Source organism: Acidobacteriota bacterium, from assembly GCA_039683095.1.
Lineage (GTDB): Bacteria > Acidobacteriota > Aminicenantia > Aminicenantales > Saccharicenantaceae > RBG-16-66-30.
The window spans coordinates 523,205-542,911 of the sequence record JBDKSB010000012.1 but is presented as its reverse complement, the minus strand read 5'-3'; the positions used below and the strand labels follow the sequence as shown (position 1 = coordinate 542,911).

General features: G+C 65.1%; 10 protein-coding genes. 6 read left to right on the top strand and 4 right to left on the bottom strand.

Annotated elements, in window-relative coordinates; genetic code table 11:
• Positions 1-20: 20 nt before the first annotated feature.
• A complete protein-coding gene (locus ABFD52_10245) occupies positions 21-2,861 on the top strand; it encodes a glycosyl hydrolase (GenBank protein MEN6561142.1) in 2,841 nt (946 codons plus the stop codon).
• Positions 2,858-5,146 (top strand): alpha-N-acetylglucosaminidase, encoded by a 2,289-nt coding sequence (locus ABFD52_10240; GenBank protein MEN6561141.1) that lies wholly within the window; start codon positions 2,858-2,860, stop codon positions 5,144-5,146. The genes ABFD52_10245 and ABFD52_10240 overlap by 4 nt, the downstream gene beginning before the upstream one ends.
• 139 nt (positions 5,147-5,285) lie before the next feature.
• Here ABFD52_10240 and ABFD52_10235 read toward each other — a convergent pair whose 3' ends face one another.
• The 4 genes from ABFD52_10235 to ABFD52_10220 form a co-directional block, all read right to left on the bottom strand.
• The gene (locus ABFD52_10235; GenBank protein MEN6561140.1) at positions 5,286-7,097 is read right to left on the bottom strand and encodes a trehalase family glycosidase; all 1,812 of its coding nucleotides are present in this window, start codon (positions 7,095-7,097) and stop codon (positions 5,286-5,288) included.
• Positions 7,098-7,266: 169 nt separating this feature from the next.
• Complete coding sequence (locus ABFD52_10230) at positions 7,267-9,396, bottom strand: M1 family metallopeptidase (GenBank protein ID MEN6561139.1); 2,130 nt, start codon at positions 9,394-9,396, stop codon at positions 7,267-7,269.
• Between the two features lie 13 nt (positions 9,397-9,409).
• Entirely contained in the window at positions 9,410-10,807 is a 1,398-nt protein-coding gene (locus tag ABFD52_10225) for a Xaa-Pro peptidase family protein (GenBank protein ID MEN6561138.1), read from the bottom strand.
• Entirely contained in the window at positions 10,804-12,960 is a 2,157-nt protein-coding gene (locus ABFD52_10220; protein MEN6561137.1) for a LamG domain-containing protein, read from the bottom strand. The genes ABFD52_10225 and ABFD52_10220 overlap by 4 nt, the downstream gene beginning before the upstream one ends.
• A gap of 218 nt (positions 12,961-13,178) precedes the next feature.
• Between ABFD52_10220 and ABFD52_10215 the strand changes: the two genes are divergently transcribed.
• The 4 genes from ABFD52_10215 (at position 13,179) to ABFD52_10200 (ending at position 19,651) form a co-directional block, all read left to right on the top strand.
• Positions 13,179-14,834, top strand: coding sequence for a hypothetical protein (locus tag ABFD52_10215; GenBank protein ID MEN6561136.1), 1,656 nt, complete (start codon positions 13,179-13,181; stop codon positions 14,832-14,834).
• Positions 14,835-14,976: 142 nt separating this feature from the next.
• A complete protein-coding gene (locus tag ABFD52_10210) occupies positions 14,977-16,203 on the top strand; it encodes a hypothetical protein (protein MEN6561135.1) in 1,227 nt (408 codons plus the stop codon).
• 280 nt (positions 16,204-16,483) lie between these two features.
• Positions 16,484-16,972 (top strand): carboxypeptidase-like regulatory domain-containing protein, encoded by a 489-nt coding sequence (locus tag ABFD52_10205; protein MEN6561134.1) that lies wholly within the window; start codon positions 16,484-16,486, stop codon positions 16,970-16,972.
• A 156-nt stretch (positions 16,973-17,128) separates the two neighbouring features.
• The gene (locus ABFD52_10200; protein ID MEN6561133.1) at positions 17,129-19,651 is read left to right on the top strand and encodes a hypothetical protein; all 2,523 of its coding nucleotides are present in this window, start codon (positions 17,129-17,131) and stop codon (positions 19,649-19,651) included.
• The last annotated feature ends 56 nt before the right edge of the window (positions 19,652-19,707 follow it).

Genomic DNA, 19,707 nt, shown 5'->3' with positions numbered 1-19,707 from the left:
GAGAGACGAGGAGATTGAAGATGAGCCCATCACGGAAGATCCCCCCCATGGTCCTCGGCGCGGCCATCCTGGCAATCGGGGCCTGCGGGCCGGGGGCGTCGATCGGGTCCCGGCCGGGCCCTGACGGCGGCGCGATTTCCGAGCGCCTCTTCTTGGATCCTCCCCTCGCGGCCCGGCCGGGCGTCCTCTGGCCGTGGCTCAACGGCTTCGTCGACCGCAACGAGCTGACCCGCGAACTGGAGGAGCTGAAGGCCAAGGGCTTCGGCGGGGCCATCATCTGGGACGTGGGCAGCCTGGCCGACCCGAACAAGATCATTCCGGCCGGGCCCGCCTTCCTCGGACCGGAGTCCGTGGCCAGCATTTCCCACGCCATCGACCAGGCGGATCGCCTCGGCCTCGAGCTCGGCCTGTTCGCCTCGAGCAGCTGGAACGCGGGCGGCGCGTGGATCAAGCCCGAGAACGCCAGCCGGCAGCTGCTCTGCCGCCAGGTCGAGGTCCGGGGACCGGGCCGCGTGCGGACGACGGTCCCTCTCCCGGACGGCGCGACCGCCTATTGGCGGGACGTCGCGGTCCTGGCGGTCCCGGCGGGCGGCGCCGCCATCGATATCTCGGAGCGCATGGACCCCCAGGGCCGCCTGGACTGGGAGGCCCCGCCCGGCCCGTCGCGGATCATGCGCATCGTCGCCGGCAATACCGGGCAGACCCTCGAATGCCCGAGCCCGAACTCCAACGGCCTGATCATCGACCACTTGAGCCGCGAGGCCGCCACGGTCGACATGACCTATATCCTCGACCGGCTCTTGAGCGTCCGGAAAAGCCTCGGCGCGCTGAAGACCTTCATGCTCGACAGCTATGAGGTCCGGGAAGCGGTCGATTGGACGGACGACTTCATCGACGCTTTCCGGGCCCGGCACGGCTACGATCCCGTGCCCTACCTGCCCGCGCTGTTCGACCCGGCCGCCCTGGACGCCGGGCTGGCCGGGCGCTTCCTCTACGATTACCGCAAGACCGTCAGCGACCTGATCATCGAGAACCATTTCCGCACGGTCCGCGACGTGCTGGCCAAGTCCGGCGTCCGCCTCCTGGCCGAAGCGGGGCACGGCGGCTCGGCCCGCGTGGACGCCTTGAAAGCGCTTGGCTCGGCCGACATCCCGATGGGGGAGTTCTGGAACCACCAGCGGTTCTGGGTGGTCAAGGAGGCCGCCAGCGCCGCCCACATCTATGGCCGGCCCATCGTCGACGCCGAGGCCTTGACGGGTTGGCGGAACTGGCAGGAGGGGCCGGCGGAATACAAGCGACGGTTCGACATCGCCCTTTGCGCCGGGCTGAATCATCCCACGTTCCACACCTTCACCCACAATCCGCCGGCCGCGGGCCGGCCGGGCTTCGTCTATCACGCCGGCGAGCATTTCAACGTCAACGCCACCTGGTGGGACCAGGCCGGGCCGCTCATCGAGTACATGGCCCGGTGCGACTACCTCCTCCAGCAGGGTTTGTTCGTAGCCGACGTCGCCTTCTATTACGGCGACCAGGCGCCGAACCTCGTGCCCTCGCGGCGGATCGATCCCGACATCCAGCCCATCTATCCGGACACGGCTTGCCCGCACTGCGGCCAGCCCCGGCCGATCCAGACCTCCTCGCTGGACAAAGGGTATGATTACGACTACATCAACTCCGAAGCGATCCTGGAGAGGATACGGGTCTCGGGCGGACGGATCGTGCTGCCCGACGGTCTGAGCTATGCCCTCCTGGTCCTTCCGGACCGCGACGACATGCCCCTCGCCGTCCTGACGAAGATCGGCGAGCTGGCCAAGGCGGGGGCGACGGTCGTCGGCCGGAAGCCCGCCCGGGCCCCCGGCCTGGCCGGATATCCGGCGTGCGACGGGGAGGTCAAGGCCCTGGCCGACAAGATATGGGGGGCCTGCGACGGCGCCGCGGTCAAGGAGCGCGCCTACGGGAAAGGCCGGATCGTCTGGGGCATCCCACTGAACGATCTCCTGAGCCGGAAGGGGCTCGGGCCCGACTTCCGGCCGCTCGGCGTCCCCAACGCCGATCAGCACATCGACTTCATCCATCGCGCCACCGCTCGCGACGACATCTACTTCGTCTCCAACAGCGCCAAGGCCGGGGAGGCCTTCGAGGCCGTCTTCCGGGCGGGGGAGGGCCGGACGCCCGAGTTCTGGCGTCCCGACACAGGAAGGATCGTCCCGTGCCGGTCGTACGCCCGGATTGAAGGCGGCTGCCGTCTGACGCTGGAGCTGCCGGCGTACGGCTCCGTGTTCGTCGTCTTCCGTGAGACGCCAACGAAGGCGGCCTTCCTCGCTCCCGAGCCCCCGGAACCCGAGGACCGGGCGGTGGTCACCGTCAGCGGCCCCTGGACGCTCCGCTTCCCGCCGGGCTGGGGCGCGCCGGCGGCCGTCCTCTGGAAGGACCTGGGCAGCTGGACCGGATCGCAGGATCCCGGCATCCGGTATTTCTCCGGGACGGCGGCCTATACCGCGGAATTCGAGGTCGACGAGGCGCTCCTCGGCGGGGGCCGGAGCCTGGTTCTCGACCTCGGCTCTCTGCGGGAAGTCGCCGAGGTGACCCTCAACGGCCGGAACCTCGGCATCCTTTGGAAGGAGCCTTTTCAGACGGATATCACGGGCGCTCTGCGGGCGGGCCGGAACATCCTTGAGGTCAAGGTCACAAACCTTTGGAACAATCGTCTCGTGGGCGACTTACTTGAGCCGGGCCAAAGACCGTTCGCCCGGACCAACATGGCCCTGAAGCAGCGAGACCTCATCCCGTCCGGCCTGCTCGGCCCCGTGACCCTGCGCCGCGCCGCTCCCGGCGCCGCCGGCGCGAGGAGGGGGAGATGACCACCGTGAACAGAGCGCTCTGGCTCGTCCTCGTCCTCGCGGTTCTTGGGGCGGCCTGCGCTCCCGATCAAGCGCCGCCGGAGCCGCGCACGCCGGCCGAGGCGGCCGCCCGTGCCCTGGCCGGGCGCCTCCTGCCGGACCACGCGGAGAGCTTCGTCTTCGAGGAGATCGCTCCCCAGGACGGCCGAGATGTCTTCGAGGTCGAGAGCCGGGGCGGCCGGATCGTCGTCCGGGGCTCCAACGGCGTGGCCATGGCCTCGGGCCTGAACTGGTACCTCAAGAACGTGTGCCGGTGCCTCGTTTCCGTGGCCGGCGACCAGCTCGCCGTTCCGACCCCCCTGCCTCCGATCCGCGAGAAGGTCCGCATACGGACGCCCTACAAGGACCGCTACTTCTTCAACTACTGCACCTTTTCCTACACGATGGCCTGGTGGGATTGGCCCCGCTGGGAGCGCCTGATCGACTGGCTCGCTCTGAACGGCATCAACATGCCGCTGGCCGTGACCGGCCAGGAAGCCGTCTGGGTCGAGGTCCTGAGAGATCTCGGTTTCGACGCCGGCGAGATCGGCGACTTCCTGGTCGGCCCCGCCTATCTGCCCTGGGGCTGGATGGGGAATATCGACGGCCTGGGCGGGCCGCTGCCCGAGTCCTGGATCCGGAGCCATGCGGAGCTCGAGCGGAAGATCCTGGCCCGGGAACGGGAGCTGGGCATGGCGCCCGTGCTCCAGGGATTCACGGGACATGTCCCGCCGGCGCTGCAGAACCGTTACCCGGGCGCTCGCATCAGGAGGACGGGCGACTGGTCGGCGGGATTCTCCGGGACGTACTTCCTCGATCCCACGGACTCCCTGTTCCGCCGGATCGGCCGGCTCTTCATCGAGAAACAGACGGCCCTCTTCGGCACGGACCACCTCTACGCCGCCGACACCTTCAACGAGATGGATCCGCCGTCGGGCGATCCGAACTTCCTCCGGAGCGTCAGCGCCGCGATCTACGGAGCGATGGCCGAGGCCGACCCCCGGGCCGTTTGGGTCCTCCAGGGCTGGTTCCTCTACTACTCGCCGGCCAAGTTCTGGACCGAGGCCAGAAGCCGGGCCTTCCTCGGCGCGGTCCCGGACGACCGGATGATCGTCCTGGACCTGTTCGGCGACCAGCACCCCATCTGGGACAAGTTCCAGGCTTTTTACGGGAAGCCGTGGATCTGGAACGTCGTCCACAATTTCGGAGGCAAAACCAGCCTCAACGGCGATCTCCCGAAGATGGCCGCCAACCTCGCCGCCGCGATCGGGAGCCCCGAGCGGGGCCGGTTCGCCGGCATCGGCATGATGATGGAAGGCTTCGGCGACAATCCCGTCGTCCAGGAGCTCATCATGGACATGGTCTGGCGGCCGGAAGTCCCCCCGCTCGGTCCCTGGATCCGGGATTTCGCCCGTCGCCGCTACGGCAGCGAGGACCCCGCGATCGCCGAAGTCTGGGACGCGCTCCTCGACACGGTCTACAAGACGCCCGTCCAGAGCGGCTCCCTCGTCCGCGACCGTCCCGGCCTCTACGATCCGAAACGGGCCTACCGGAGCGAACCGACCGTTCCCTATGACCCGCGGGCCCTCGCCGGAGCCTGTCGCAAGTTCCTGTCGCTCGCTGGCCGGCTCGGGAACGTCGATACCTACCGCCTGGACGCGGTGAACCTGACCCGCCAGGTCCTCAGCAATGTATCGAACTCCCTCGTCAAGAACGTCGACGGCGCCTACAGGAGAGGCGATCTCGGCGGACTGCGGGCCGCGGGCCGGAGGCTGCTGGGGCTGATCGAGGACCTCGACGCACTCCTCGGCACGCGGGAGGAGTTCCTGCTCGGGCGATGGCTCGCCGACGCGAAGCGTTGGGCGGCCGACGAGGCCGAAAGCCGGCTCCTCGAATGGAACGCCCGCAACCTCATCACGCTCTGGGGGCCTCAATGCACGGAAGGAATGTTCGACGACCTCAACGGCTACGCCCAGAAGCAGTGGTCCGGGCTGTTCAGGGGCTATGACCTCCCCCGGTGGAAGGCTTTCCTCGAAGCCCTGGAAAGCTGTCTCCGGAGCGGCCGTCCCTTCGAGCGGGCCAACTACGTCCGGGAGACGTGCTCCTGGGAGCAGGCCTGGTCGCGGGGCCGGGAGATCTATCCGGCCGCTCCGGGCGGTGATCCGCTGGGACTTGCGACGGCGCTCTTGAAGAAATACGAGCCGGACATCTTCGGCGAGGCGGGCGGGCCCGCCGAGGCCGAGCGAAAGAAGAAACGACGTGACTGACCGACGTCCGATCGGAGCTTTGACCCTGCGCCTGTCCTGCGCCGCCGGCGCCGCCCCGCGGCGACCTCCGCTACAAGGCCCTCCGCTTCACGACCAAGGGCAACGTCCTCTACGCCACGGCCCTCGGCTGGCCCGCCGCTCAGGGCTCTTTGGGCTGAGCTTGAAGCGGAAGCTCTGGAGACGGCACATACCCTTTGTCCATAAGGCGGATGAAACCCAGCAGGGCTCCCCAATGGTAGAATTCGTCGCTCCAGCTCCCGGCGTCGTCTCCCCGCCCGGTTTCGGCATTGTAGTTTTCATAAACATGGCGTTCGCCGAGCCAGGATCTTAAAAGGAGCGTTTCAGACCTCTCGGCCAGGTCTTTCCGGGCCTCGGGCAGTTCGTAGTTCCTGAGCCCCAGGTAAACCAAGAAGTTCATCGGCGCCCAGATCCTCCCTCTCCAATAGTGATTGTCCTTGAAAGCCGGGTCGTCCCGGGCGATGGAAGGCATGATGAATTCGCCCCAGAATTCCCGAGGGTTGTAAAAATGCTCTTTGATCATCCTCTCGGCCTGTTCCTGATCCGGAACCTTGGCCAGCAGGGGGTAGAAAAGAGTCGGCGAAAGCCGTCGGCTGGATTCTCCCGTCAGGAGGTCCCTGTTCAAATAAAGGCCGGCTCCCGCATCCCAGAGCGTTCCAAGCATCCTGGAGTACTCCGCGGCCCGCTCATCCAGCTCCCGGACCGCCTCCGTTCTTCCCAGGACCGCGGCGATCTCGGACAGGCTCCGGCAGTCGTTGACGTAGAGGCTGATGAGGCCGACATCGGCCAGCAGCATCTGACGGGAGACCCGGTCGTAGACGGCCTCGTCGTACATCGGGGAGTTATCCAACCCCGACTCCCACTTGGCCCCCTTGAGGTTCCCGATGCCTCGGTCCGGAGGGGCAGAGGTCTTTCCATGATCATAAGGATCGGAGCCATAGGAAAGATAGCCGTCGATCTCGCGATTGGCGGCCCACCACCGGTTCCAGCTCAACAGGCTGTCGAAGACCTCGTCGAGGAACCATTGGTCTGGATATCTTCGGTAGATTTCCCTGATCACAAAAGCGCCCACCGGAGGCTGTGAGCGGTCCAGGCTTTTAATCCCCGGCTGGCTGTTGTTCGGGACAAATCCCCTATCCGTGATCTCGCTGGTGATGGCGATCGCGTTGGCGTAGGCCAGTTCTTTGCAGTCCACCGAAAGCATGTAAGCCGCGAAATAGGTGTCCCACTCGAACAAGACCCAACCGCCGGCGCTCCAGGCGCGGCTGACCGGTGAAATGACCCGGTCGTTGCCGGGATCGTAGATCGTGTTCCAGGCCAGCACCGTTCGCAGGGCCTCGTAAGCGTCGGGCGCCTCGGGGTACTTGGACTTGCGCTCCGCACATTGAGCCTCGGCCCTGTCGATGATCTCCCCGATCTCCGCCGCCGTCTTGGAGCGATCGGTCGTGACCGCGATGGGCTCAGCCAACGAAAACTCCAGATGTTGATCCGTCGCCAGGTACTGGCCCGCGGCGACGGCCACCTCCGTCGGGCCGGAGGGCGTGTCAGCACGGATCGTCCCGCCCTTTATCATGATCTTCCCCGGCCTGCCCCATAGCATCTGAGGGTCCATTAAGAGGGCGTCGCCGGGCGATTGCCGGTGGGGGATGATCTGCAGGAAGAACCCGTTGCCGACGGCGGCGCTCCGGACGCCGATGCGGATGCCCTGCCATTCGACCACGACCTCGGTATAGGAACCGTCCCAGGCGTGAGGCCCGGGGATGACCCGCTCCGTGCCGTCTTCGCCTCTGGCCGGCAAAGCCTCCTTCAGCGTATCGCCCGTCCGATGGTTGACCAATCGGAGGTTGACCGAGAACCCCTCGGGCAACAGGACATGCGACAGAACGCTCCGGGTGTCCCAGGTATTCCAGCCCCTGGAAAGCCGGGCCTTCATCGCCGCCCATTCCCTTTTCGCCCGCGCCTCCCGCCCGGATGGTTGTTCACCGGCGCATGACGCAACGAAGGGCATCAGGGACAGGATCAAGAAGAGGGATCTTGCTTTTTTCACATGGCTCACTTCAATTCGATCTCAGGGATGTCTTCGATCCTCCACCACCGCGGCCCTATTTCCCAAGCTGCTTGATGGCCTCTTCGGCTGCTCGCCTGATCATGTTCTGATGGGACGCGATTGCGGCGGACGAGCGGAGGAACGGGACGAGCGAGGCGTCGCCGGTCAGGCCCAGGGCGCGGAGGGCCTCGGCCCGGACGAGGACGCTGCGGTCTTTCTGAAAGAGGTCCTTGTAGAAGGCTGCCAGGCGCCCGTCCTTGCCGGCGCCGAGGGCCTGGACGGCCGCGGCCCGGACCGAAGAATGCGGGTCCCGGCAGGCCGTTTTCAAGATGGCCTGGACATCGGCCGCCGGCCGCTTCGCCAGCGCCTCGACGGCGGACCGGCGGACCGCCCAGAAAGGATCGCTCCGGGCGCTCCAGGACAGCCCCGCGACAACGCCGGCCCGGTCCTGGACGGCCGCCAGCTCCCCGGCGGCGGTCATCCGGCCGATGACGTCGTCGTTCTTGAGCTGGTAAAGGAGCTCGGCCGTCTCCTTGGGAAACGTCGTCTCCTTGATCAGCTCGTTCGCCGCGTCGAACCTGACCAGCAGGGGCTTTGTCTCGGCCGGGAATTCAAAGGTCTCCTCCCGCTCCTGGATCCAGATCCTGTGGACCTTCGACTGGCCGGCCGTGACGACCTTGACGGTGACAGGGACGCGGAAGACGGGCACGCCCTTGGCGAAGTCCTGGACCTGGGCGACCTTGAGCCGGACGACCTTCCCGGCCGCGTCCCATTCGCTCCGGAGATCGAAGACAGGGTGGCCGGGCTTGAACAGCCACTGGTCGAAGAACCAGTCGAGGTTGCGGCCGGTGACCGTCTTGACCGAACGGATGAAATCGGCGGTGTCGGCCGAGTCGAAAGCGCAGCGGTGGAGGAAGTGGCTGAGGGTCTTGAAAAAGATCTCGTCGCCGAGGATCGACCTGAGCATGTGCAGGACGATGGCGCCCTTTGGATAGCTGTGCGAGTCGAACATGTCCCCCGGCTTGTCATAGCGGTCGGAGACGATCGGGCGGATGTAGCGGGTGTGCGCCTCCCGCAGGTACGCGGCCAGCTTGTTCTGGAGGTTGACCGCCGCCTCGTCGTCGCCCATGGCGTGGCGAAAATACAGGTAGTCCGAGTACGTGCCGAAGCTCTCGTTCAGCCAGGCGTGGCCCCAGCTGCGGAGGGTGATGAGATCGCCCCACCACTGGTGGGCCAGCTCGTGGGAGACGATGCCGATCGCGGAGAAATCAGGCTCGTCCTCCTCCGAGACCATGATCCGCGAGGTCATGGCCGTCGCCGACGTGCTCTCGGCGCCGCCGCCGAGGGGAACCGAGATCTGGTCGTATTTCTGCCAGGGGTAATCGAAATCGAAGGTCTTGTTGAAGAAGGCGATCATCTCGGATGTCCTCCCATAGGTCGGGCGGGCCTTGGCCTCGTCCCCCGGATAGACCCAATAGTTCACAGGCAGGTTCCGGTATGAGTCCCGGACGACGACGTAGGGCGCGGCGGCCAGGAAGATGAGGTAGGTCGAGTGGGGGAGCTCCTGGGACCAGTGGTAGGTGACCGTCCCCGCCGCGGCGTCCTCGAAGACGCCGACGAGCCGGCCGTTTGACGCGGCCTTGAGACCGGACCTGACCGTGGCCACGATCTCGCTGGTGGCCTTGTCGTTCGGATAATCGAAGCAGGGAAACCAATGGTGGACGTTGTCGGGCCAGGAGTCCGACCAGACCATTTGGGGATTGTCGGGGGACTGGTCGACGAACGTGAGACCTTTCCGCGGCTCCCGGCCGCTGTAGGCGCACGTGAAGGTCAGGATCTCGCCGAACTTCGCCGGCCGGGGGAGGAAGACCTTCAGCTCCTTGTCCGACTGCTCGAACCTCAGGGGCGCCCCATATTCGTCGATGACCGAAGAAACGGCGAACTCCTCGGCATCGAGGACGCAGCTCTCGAGACCCTCCACGAACGAGGATGCGGTGACGGTGGCCGCTCCCGCGAACGATTTCCGGTCGAGGTCGAGCCTGATCTTGACCAGGTAGTGCAGCGCGTCGTAGCTCCGGCTGCGTTCGGACTGGAGCGGCTTTTTAGAGTAGTCGACCGTCTGGCCGGGCAAGGCCTGGACGAGCGCGAGGATGACGACGGCGATGGCCGCGAGCGTTCTTCTCATGTCCGTTCTCTCCTTAGATAAGCGCTTTTTTCCTGAGGGTTTGGAGGATCCCGTCCTGCTTCATCAGGGCTTCGATCTCGGCGGCCGTCCGGGGGAGCCCGGAGGACAGGTTCTCGCAGCCGCTCTCCGTGACGGCGATCGTGTCCTCGATCCGGATCCCGATCTCCTCTTCCAGGCGGAACAGCTGGATGTCGCAGGCGAAGACCATCCCCGGCGCCAGGACCTCGTCCGGGCCGGCGAACCGGCCGGTGACGTCATGCGTCGCCAGGCCGATCATGTGGTTGTAGCCGCCGTAGCGGACGATCCCGGCGAAATCCTTGGCATAGGCATCCAAGCCCTTCTCCTTGATCGCCGCCGCGACCTTCTCGCCGACCTGCTTGAATGAGATCCCCGGGCGGTAGTTCTCCAGGCAGGCGTCATGGACGGCCAGGGCGATCTCATAGAGCTCTTTTTGGCGGGCCGAGAACGTCCCGGAGGCCGGGAAAGAGGTCGAGATGTCGACGTGATAATCGGCACAATCGGGGCCGGCGTCGAGGATGACGAAATCGCCTGCCTTCAGGACGCGGTCGTAGGCGTGGTAGTGACCGTAGGCGTGGTTCTTCCCCGACATGATGATCGGGCTGTAGGCCTGGCCCGCCGCGCCCTCGAGGCCGCAGACGAACTCGAACACGGCGGCAAGCGACTTCTCCGGCACGCCGGGCCGTGTCGATCGGATCAGGGCCCGGTGGGCCTTGACGCCGGCGGCGGCGGCCCGGCGGAGGACGCCGATCTCCGCTGCCGACTTGATCTTGCGCAATTCCCAGAGCAGGGCCGAGCAGTCCTTGACCTCGACCTGGGGGAAGCGGTCGCGGATCTGCCGCACGAACTGGAGCTCGCGGGTGAGACGCCCGTCCCAGGCGTTCAGGGTCATCGTTCGTTGGAGGGTGTTGAACTTCTCGTTGGAGTTCTCGGGGCCGAGCTCCTCGCACCTGAACATGGCGTAGAGGGTCTTTGTTCGCTGGCAAAGGCCGGCCAGAAAAGGGCCGAGCTGATCGGCCGGGAGGATCCGCTCGACCCCCGTGAAGGCCTTGGGGTCCCGGACGAAATCACGCGGTATGCCCTCGGCCTCGGCGTCCTTTTCCGTCATCGTGAAGAACAGGACGCTCTCCTTCCTGAGAGCGTCGACGATGAGACAGGCGTTCGGGACGGGGGCCCCGGCAAGATACGCGAAATCGTGGCCTTGCCGGAAGGCGACGTCCGAGGCCGGCGTCGAGGCGCCCAGGATGACGGCCGCGCCGTCGGGGATCTTCTCCATGAATCGGGCGCGCCGGGCGGCGTATTCGCCGGCCTCGAAGGTCAGCGCGGCCGTCAGGGGTCCGGCCAGCGCCAGCAATCCGGCCGCCCAACCCGCGAGCAGCAGCCGCCGTTTCATCGGGACGCTGCTTTCCCGGTCCCGGCGGCCGGAGCGATCGAGATGCGGACGGGCGACGTCCATTCGCCCCGGACCCAGAGGACCAGGTCGTCGCCCTCGAGCCCGGGAATCAAGCCGGCCCGGACGTCCTTGCCGGCCGCGGCCGGCTGTCCCCCGATCTCGACGCGGGGGAGGGCCTCGTCCCAGCGCCGGACCCGGAGGACCGGATTGACGACGGGCGACTCCGCGGACGCCCTGAGCGTGACCGTGATCCGGCCCGGGCCGGCCGGCCCGGTCCGGGCCAGGACGAAGGCCCGTTCGGCGGGATCGAATCCTTCGCCGCGGAACCCCTCGCCGTCGACGTCCATGCGGGGCGGCGACAGCCAGGACTTGGCCAGAGGGACGAGGGCTTCGGCCGGCTTATCGGTCAGGCCGTTCAGCATGAGCATGGTCACGCCGTCCGCCGTCTCCTCGTAGGGCCGCCAGGATTGGATGTGGGCCAGGGAGCTGTGAGAAACCCGGTCGGGAGCAAGGGCCCAGCGGCCGTTCGAGCGGATCTGCTGCGAGACGGGCCAATGGTTCCACCACGGGAAGACCGATCGCTCCCGGATGATCTCTCCGGCGTAGCAGTCAATGGCCACATTCCTTGGATCGACGATGACATAGGGGCTGTATCGGGCCTTCAGGTTGACCCGGAGGATGTTGCCGCCAGGCGGCTGGGCCAGCCAGCGATGGCCGCCGGTGTCCAGGTCGCTGATCCGATGGAGCACGGCCAGCGTCTCGGCGTCGAAACCGGCCTTCCCGCCGGGCGGCCCGTCGGCCCAGGAGTAGGTGTGGGCCTCGCCTTTCATGTTGGCCAGCGTCAGGGCCTCGGTCCGGATGTTGTCCTCGGGGCGCGTGCCGGGAGGGTTGATGATGATGGCCTCATGGTACTGCCGGAAATTATTCCAGGCCCCGCCCTCGGCCGGATCGACCCGCGGCTTGGACGACCAGACCCTGATCTTGCGGACGCAGGAGCCGTCGGGGTAGACCGTGTAGGTCTCCTCGACCCAATCCCCCCACCCCGTCAGCGGGTCGACGTTGACAAGGTCGTAGTTGACGCTGACGGGGGCGTACCGCCAGAGGACGACGACCCGGGCCTCGCTGCTTTCCAGGATCCGGGCGTGCGAGTATCGGGCCTGCTTGTCGGCCATGGGCTCCGTGCTCGTCGGCATCTCCGGCGTCTGCATTTCGTAGAACTCGTTGGTGTACCAGATGCCGTTCTCCGTGACCCAGGCGGGGATGTAGCTTGTGCCGCGCCAGAAGACGAGCCGGTTGGGGGTCTCGTCGAAGCGGACCACCACGTCGGCGGCGTCACCGACACGCCATGGATTCTCCCATTCCTCGGCGTAGCGGAGCCGCGTGTAATAGGCCCCGAATCGGCCCGGGCCTTTCGGCCCGGCGGGCAGGGCCGGCGGCCGGAGAGGCGGCGGCCCGGACGGCCTCAGGCGTGACGACGCGGCCCCGGCCTCGGCCGGGCTGAGGGCGGCGTCGTAGATCCTGAGTTCGTCGATGATCCCGTCGAACGAAAAGGCCACGGGCGCGACGACGCGGACCTCCTCGCTGAGCCCCAGGGACGTTTGGTTGCGGCCGATCCAGACATCGACTTCGGGGGAGAACCGCGGCAATCCGGCCGTCGCTGTCTCGCCGACGAGCTTCCCATTCAGATAAAGCCTGAGGCCGCCGGCCGGGTCGAACGTGCCGAGCAGATGGTTCCAGGAGTAAAGGGGGAGACAGGCATCCGAACGGCATTCCTGCCAGCGTCCGTCGACGGCGACATGAAGCCCGAACCGCCCCTCCGGATCGATCCCGAAGAAGTATCCGGCCTGGCGGGCCTTTTCCTGATTGACGACGGCGCACCAGGTCCAGGGATAGGTCTGGAGGGCGACCCAGGCTTCGACCGAAAAGGCGCCGCCGAGGCGCGGCGCTCTCCCCGCGGCCCGGATCAGGACCGTGGTCTGCCCGTCGAAACGGAGGCCGTCGCCGTTCGCGCCGGCGACGAATCTATGGAAGCCCCGGATCTCGTCGGTTGCCCCGTCCCGGTTGAACGGCCAGTATGCGACTGGATGCCGCTCCGCCGCGTACGCGGTCCCCGCGAGAAGGATGCACAGGATCAGGATCGTGAATTTCCGCATCTGTCCTCCATTAATTACATAGGTTACCAAAGTACCACGAGCCCGGTCCTTATTCAATCAATAATTAGTTTCTCTATAGCCCCCTTGAAATGGAGTTTATTTATTAAAAAAATTGACAATTTGACGTATCTAGAGGAATAATGAAATCTTAATAATATTGTATTCTTAAGTGTCTGGGCCCGAGCCTATCGCAGCCTCGCCCCGGTAAAAGGAGAACGATGAAGATCTCAAAGCCGACCCTCATCATCCCCGCCCTTCTGTCCCTCCTGCTGGCCGGGCTGAGCCTCCCGGCGAGCGGCCCGCAGGAAGCCCGGCCGGGCCAGGTCGCGCTCAGCGACAGCGGCTTGCATGGCTACATCAGCTTCGATGCGACCCGGCCGCCCGCCCGGTCCGAGTACAGCGCGGGCATGGGCTTCTATGCGGCGGTCTGGCCCCTCATCGGCGAGCCTCTCGCCCAGTTCCAGATCGGCCTGCCGAGCGCCTGGATCACCCCGGACAACTCCGACGACAAGGAGACGCCGCTCGCTCCCGTGGGGACCCTGGCCCGGGACCATTGGCCCGACCGCGGGCCGACCTACGGATCCGTTTTTCAGACGGTCGAAGGCGGGCTCGGGTATTGGGCCGGCAACCACTTCCGGTACGGCCCGCCCAAGTTCAGCATGAACGCGACGCCGCAGTGCTATGACTACGAGGTCGGATCGCCGGGCTGGTCCTTTTTCTATGACAATGAGGCCCTGCCGGACGAGCGGCTGGGAATCGCCCAGCTCAGCAACCGGCTGCTCATCCCGCCGGACGCCCTGCCTTTCCAGGGGAATCCCAACGGCGAGTTCCTGGGCTACTCGTACATGGCTCTGCCGTTCACCGAACCCGTCGCCGGCGAGCCGCCCACAGGCGATCAGGCCTGGACGTGCTTCCTGAGCGCGGCCAATTTCAAAGGGCCGATAGCCTATTACATCCCGGAAACCTGGAGCAAGATCGGCAAGCTGTTCAACTATCCCTTCATCTACGGCCGGGGGCTCGATTCCCGGCCCGGGATCATGGGCGGCGGGGCCATGGAGATCAATACCGTCCCCTGTTTCCAGTCGAGGGACGCCGCGGGCAACATCTATTCGAAGTTGCCTGATCTCCGGTTCCCGGTCGACGAGAAAGGCCGGACCCTGCTCGTTCAGGATGTGACTTACTATTCCAGGGCGGCCCTCTACGACGCCTTCAAAGCCTGGCGCGACGGCGGGCCGGCCTGCTCCGGCGCGTTCGATCGGAAAGGCGCCTGGAACTCTACCCTGACGACCAGGACGACCCGCTTCGATCAGGAGGGCAAGAGGATCAGGGGCGTCGAAAAGATCTTCGACACCAGGATCTTCGAGGGCAACGTCTGGGGGCTCGAATGGTTCGACGGGACGAAGAGCGCCATGGGCCATTTCCCTGCATACTTCCGGCATGCCGGCGAGGAGCGTGAAGTTGTCGCCGCCGCGAACGTGCCCGCGGAAACGCGTCTCCAGAGCCAGGAGTTCGGGCGGGCCGAGCAAGGGCCGCCGTACACGTCGCCGGCCGGCGGAGCCTGGGGCACGCCGGGCCCGGCCAGGGGTCCCTTCCGGGTCCGGCTGTCCGACGGATCGCTCGTGACCTATTACTGGTATCGCTTCGTCGACCAGCCGTCCTTCCAGCAATACGCCTGGAGCGCGGAGAAGAAGGCGAGGCTGCAGGCCTTGGTCGAGAAGATCCACGCGGCCTGGTCGATCGACAGGGATTACATGGCGCCGCTTCGCTTCGGCAAGCTGGTCACGCTCGATCCGGCCCTCCTTGTGACGCCTCCCAAAGGGATGGAAGTCGGATATGTGCCCGTCGTCACCAGGCAGGAGGCGGCCGGCTATTAGACCTTCCGCCTCGTGGAACTGCGACCAGGCCCGGGGCCCTGGAATAAGGAGACTGGGAAATTTGGCATAAAAAGCGCAAAATATAGAATATAATTAGATAAATCGTCCTGCGCAGGGGGCCTGGGCCCAAGGGAGGTCTGCCATGAACGCAAAGCGAGTTTGTTTCTTCACGCTGATCCCGGCCCTGACGCTCCTGGCGCTCGGGTTCCCGCCCCCGGCCGAACCACAGGGATCGGCCCCTTCGCCCGTGACCGTCGCCGTTCGCGTCTTCGATGCCGGGCGGTTCGTCGACGGCCTGTCCTTGTCGGATTTCGCGATCACCGAGAACGGGGCGCCGCAGCGGCTCCAGGCCCTCTGCCAGTTCCAAAAGAACGCGGTTGTCCGCCAGGAAGGGGAGGCGGCCGCCGGCCCCGCCGCGGCCCGGAAGTTCTATCTCCTCTTTCAGATGTATGATTTCGATCCCAAGATCTCCCAGGCGCTCGGGTACTTCTTCAGCGAGGTCCTCCTTCCCGGCGATTTCCTGGAGATCCAGACGCCGGTGACCAGCTATGCGCTCTCCCCCCAGGCCTTCGCCCGCAAGCCCAAGGACAGCCTGGCCCGGGAAACGACGGACATGGTCCGCAAGGACATCAACAAGGGCAACTTCGTCTACAAGAGCCTGCTCAAGGACCTGCGCCGTCTCATCCACGGCATCCAGGGGACGAACCCGATCGGCCCCGGCGACGACGCCGAAGGAGGCATGGTCTCGGCCTTCTCCATGGAGCAGATGCTCGACCAGTACCGCGACTCCCTCAACAAGCTGGAGTCCCAGCAGAGCCTGGACTCGGCCAAGATCGCCGGGTTCGCCAGGGCCCTGAAGACGCAGCCGGGCCGGAAGTTCGTCGTCCTCTTCTACCAGCAGGAGTACCGCCCGGAGATCACCCCGCAGGCGCTTCATCAGCTCATCGACAACAACCAGGACAACCAGAGCGTCCTGGCCGATCTCCACGAGCTTTTCCAGGTCTATCATCGCGCCCTTTCGACCGACACGGACGGGATCGTCCGGGCCTATTGCGATTCCGGGGCCGACGTCAGCTTCCTCTTCCTGAAGCGGACCCCGGAGAAGCTCGGCGGCGTGGCCATGCGCGAGCAGTCCGAGGATGTCTTCAAGCTCTTCACCCGGATCGCAGAAGCCACGGGCGGCTTCGCCGGGACCACCCAGAACGCCATGGCCGGGCTGCAGGAAGCGGCCGTAATGATGGAAGCTTATTACCTGATCACTTATGCGCCGGCCGGGGCCGCCGGTGACGGGTCTTTCAGGGAGATCTCCGTCACGGTCAAGGGAAAGCCCTATAAGATCCTGCACGGGAAGGGCTATTCCGCCGGATAGAAGTTTCGTTCGAATAATTGAATTCTATCCAAAAAACTGGACCAGCCATTGGTCCAAACCGGTCCTGCCATATGTTCTTGCATATTTAATTTATTCTTTATCAGCAATATATCCTGAAATATAAGAAATCCCTCCCCTGGCATGCTTATTGCATTTTGACCGGTCAACTGCAGAAAGAAAAGAGGTGAGAATGAACGGGTGTGTCTTGCAGATCAATGGAACAGGCAGGAGTGGGCTACCACTCCAAAGTTAGGAAAGCATCCATAAAATAGGAGGGAAATTGAAGAAGAGTCTGGTATTGCTTTCCGTCCTTCTCCTGTCCGTGGCGGCCGTGGCCCAGGTTCGGACCGGCAGCATCTACGGCACGGTCTCGGACGCCCAGGGCGGGCCTTTGCCCGGCGTCTCCGTGACCCTGACCTCGCCCTACGGCGCCCCCTACACCGTGGTCACCGACGATCTGGGCAAGTTCCGGTTCCCGAGCCTCACGCCGAGCTCCGGATACGCCCTGACGGCGGAACTCCAGGGTTTTAAGAAGCAGGAGAAGACGGGCATCGTCGTCGTCCTCGGCCAGCAGTCCAAGATCGACCTGGCCCTGGAACAGGGCACGCTCGACGAACAGGTGACCGTCGTCGCCGTAACGCCGACCATCGACGCCAAGAAGACCTCGGTCGGCAAGAACGTGACCCAGGAGATCCTGCAGTCCCTGCCGTCCTCGCGCGACCCCTGGAACGTCATGCAGATGGCGCCCGGCGTCATCATGGACCGCTAGAACGTCGGCGGAACGGAGTCCGGCCAGCAGGCCAGCTACATCGCCAAGGGCGGCGATTCCAACCAGGGCGTCTGGGCCGTTGACGGCGTCGTCGTCACCGACCCGGCGGCCATCGGCGCGTCGCCCATCTACTGGGACTTCGATTCGTTCGACGAGATGAACGTCGTCACCGGCGGCGCGGACGTTTCCGTCCAGACCGGCGGCGTCGCGCTGAACATGGTCACCCGCCGCGGCGGCAACAAGGTCAGCTTCGGCGGCCGGTTCTACCTGACCGACAGCAAGTTCCAGGCGACCTACTCCGCCGAGAAGCTGGCCGGCTACGGCCTGACCGCCTACAACAAGATCAACAACATCAAGGACTACGGCTTCAACGTCGGCGGCCCGATCGTCAAGGACAAGGCCTGGCTGTGGGGCTCCTACGGCGTCCAGGACATCAGCACCCTGGCCGTCACCGGCACCCTGGTCAAGCCGCTCATCACCGATTACAACTTCAAGCTGAACCTGCAGCTCGTCCCGTCGAACCGCTTCGAGGCCATGCTGATCGCTGGCGCCAAGCAGTTCCTCGGGCGGTCCGCCTCCCAGTCCTTCCCCGAAGGCTACGATCAGGACAGCCCGTACCACTTCGGCGATCCCATCCTCAAGATCCAGGACGAGCAGATGTTCGGCAACAACCTGCTCGTGTCCGGCAAGTTCGCCTGGATGGACGCCTCGTTCCAGCTCATCCCCCACAGCGACCCGGACAGCAATCACCTGGTCATCCAGGACTCGGCGAACGATATCCGCTACGACAACTGGTACTACATCACGACGCGGCCGATGTACGACTACAACCTGGCCGCCCAGTACTACAACGACAAGCTGTTCGGCGTCAGCCACGAGATCAAGATGGGCGTCGAATATTCGAGCCGCCGCGTCACCACCGACTCCTCCGCCCCCGGGAACCTCATGAAGTACGTCAACCTGAACTGGGCGGACATCGACCGGACGGGCTCGGGCAACCCCGTCTATACGACGGACATGACCTACTGGCTGCTCTACGCCCAGTACAACCTGGACTACAGCGTCAAGCAGATGTCGGCCTTCCTGCAGGACACGATCAGCGCCGGCCGCTTCAACATCATGGTCGGCCTGCGCTACGACCACCAGACGCCGCAGATCAACGAGAGCACCTGCACGACGGTCAACGACAACGCCGTCTGGAGCCAGTACGTCGCCTCCGACGTCCAGGCCGCCCTGCGGACCTTCATGCCCGGCATGACCACGCCCAACATCAAGCCCGAGTACCGGTGGAACGTCTTCTCGCCGCGCCTCGGCATCACCTACGATCTCTTCGGCACGGGCAAGACCATCCTCAAATTGAGCGGGGCCATCTACGGCGACTTCATGGGCACCGGCTCGGCCTCGTACCTCTTCACCCCCTACGGCGTCTTCGGCGCCTCCATGAACTGGTACTGGCTGGATGGTTGGGACGGGACGAGCTATGACGGATCCGGGAATCCCGTCATCGGCGCCACGGACGGCATCCTCCAGGCGCCCGAGATGTTCGTCACCGACCCGGCGACCTCGCTTCCGGTCGCGCTGTTCACCGGCAGCGGCTCGAGCCTGGCCGTCAATCCGTACATCGTCAACAACTACAACGGCAACTGGTACTCCGGATTCGAAGCGGGCAGCTCGACGCCCGGCCCCTCGCGCTACATCCGCGTCGATTCCAACGCCGCTTCCAACCGGACCTCGGAGCTGCTGCTGACCCTCGACCATGAGCTGCTGCAGGACTTCAGCGTCGGCCTGAGCGCCACCTACCGGAAGTACGACCACTTCACCTGGAACCCCTATATCTATGCCGACGGGGCTTATGGGGACTATTCGATCGAAGGCGAAAGCGTGCTGCGGGATTATAACCTGTATTCCGTGGCCGGCCAGATCCCGAGTTCGATCGAAGGCGTCGATCTCGGCGAGGGAGCCGGAAAGGATTATTACCTCCTGACCCCCGGCTACGGCTACACCCCTTACCGGGCCCACGTCCGCAACACCAACTACGAGACCTTCTGGGGCCTCGACCTGATCTTCAACAAGCGGCTCTCCAACAAGTGGATGATGGACGGCTCCATCTCCTACATGGACCAGAAGTACTACTACGGGGACGGCTACGAGAACCCGTCCAACCTCTGGGCTCAGGACGGCAAGCTCTATGCCCCGGCCCTCGGCAGCGCTTCGGGCAAGATCAACCAGTACCTGTTCTCTCACTGGATGCTCAAGCTCGAAGGCCTTTACCAGCTGCCGTATGACTTCAACGTCTCCTTCACCTTCAACGCCCGCGCCGGCCACATCATCCCCCATTACATGGCCATCACGAACCGCCAGTGGGGCAACTCCTACAGCCGCAGCGTCACCTCCTACCTCGACGTTTTCGGCTCCAGCAAGCTGCCCAACTTCTACCAGCTGAACCTCCGCCTGGAGAAGATGATCAAGCTCGGCGATACCGGCAAGATCTATCTCATGGCGGACATCTTCAACGTGTTCAACAGCTCCATCGTCAACCGCCGGTACGACATGAACGAAGGGACGTATTACATCAACGCCAACGGCACCACCACCTTCTCCTCGTACGCGAACAACAACATGGTCAACGAGATCCTGAACCCCCGCGTCATGCGCCTCGGCGTCCGGTTCCAGTTCTAAGCTCAAGCAGTCACGAAGCAGATGCTCGAAGCCCCTCCCCCCGGCGGGGGGAGGGG